1 protein-coding gene is annotated in these 1,450 nt (G+C 43.1%); it reads right to left on the bottom strand.

Annotated elements, in window-relative coordinates; all coding sequences use genetic code 11:
* Positions 1–28: 28 nt before the first annotated feature.
* Positions 29–1,054, bottom strand: coding sequence for a tyrosine-type recombinase/integrase (locus tag A6395_RS15575; protein ID WP_071399734.1), 1,026 nt, complete (start codon positions 1,052–1,054; stop codon positions 29–31).
* Positions 1,055–1,450: the final 396 nt, after the last annotated feature.

Genomic DNA, 1,450 nt, shown 5'->3' with positions numbered 1-1,450 from the left:
ACCACATTAAACGATAAAAAATATTAAATTATTTAAATGGTAATTTATTGTTTGAAATATCCTGAATTTGATTTAACGATTGCAAGTAACCATTCGTCGTATTAATTGAATTATGACCGACCAGTTGCATGACCCCGATCAATGGGCTGCCATTGGCCAAGAGTTTCGTGATATAGGCGCGACGGAACCAATGGGGTGGTGTCTTTTCCTCGGTCTCCACATGCTCGACCGCGTTGTGCGTCATCAGTCGAAGAGCTTCATAGGTCATCGCCTTGCCTGACTTCTTCGTGCTGAAGGCGATATAAGGAGAGGTGATCTCCTCGATCATCATGAGCGTTTGCAGTCGGTTGATGAGGTGACTCGCCTTCTCGGTGAGCGGGATCCGGCGCCACTTGTCACGCTTGCCTTTCACCTCGAGGTAGAAGGTGTGCTGGTTGCGTTTCACGTCGGTGAATTGGACTGAGAGCAGCTCGGCCGCCCGCATTCCGGTCGTCAGCAACAAATATCCGATTGTCTCGTTCCGGAGCTCCATGAGCTCCTTTTTTTGTGCTCGCTTGACGGTATAGCGGAACGACTCGGCGATCCGCTCGATTTCGGCAAAGTCGACCTCACGTCGGAGCAACTCAGGGCGCTGCTGGTTCTTCACGTGGAAGGCTAGATTATGTAGATGATATTGGTTGACGTGGAGGTAGGTCAGGAGACGTTTGAGCATATGGTTCTTCCGTTGCGCCGTGCGTGGGGCATACTGTTCGTTCACCTCGAATAGGTAGCGATGGATGTCGAGAACGGTCAGGTCTTTTAACCCGTCTGTCTTCGTCATAACAAAATTAAGGATGAACTCAAGGTCCAATTTATATGCGCGTCGCGTGTGTGGGCTCTTGTCCGCATAGATGGGGAACAGTTCTGTCGCCCAGAACAATTCGATGATTTCGATGTCAGTCAACGTTTTTAGATCGATATGGTCCTTCCTTAATGCCTCGGCCAATTTTGGATTCGCACCGGTCAGTTCTCGCAACGCTACTTCGAACGCCTGCTGCTTCTTCTCGATCTCCATGCTTCTCCCTCTTTTCCTTCTGTTTTTTGGAAACAATGTCCAATTTATTGAAAAGCAACGTGTTTTCTGTGTATTACACACGTAATATATAATAAAATACGAATGTTATAAGCTTTTATATTCAAAATGATGATGTATTACTTACATGTATCTTTATTATAATTAAATCCATTAACTTGTGATAATCTTATATTATCACAAGTTAAATTTAGAAACTATTTTATCCAGTAGTAAATCTAAAAGAGAGAATTGTATGGACAAATTCTTCGTATCTAGAATTAAGTTAATTGACTATATTAAAAACATGAACTTCTGTTTATTAACTTTTTTTCTCTGCCTATATTGACAATTCTAGAGAGTAGACCCTGTTGTTAATGAAGTTTTGTCGTCTAATAA

The sequence above is a fragment of the Exiguobacterium sp. SH31 genome (genome assembly GCF_001816105.1).
In the GTDB taxonomy this organism is placed as follows: Bacteria; Bacillota; Bacilli; order Exiguobacteriales; family Exiguobacteriaceae; genus Exiguobacterium; species Exiguobacterium aurantiacum_A.
Note: the sequence above shows the minus strand (reverse complement) of the source record. Positions and strands in the feature narration are given on the sequence as shown.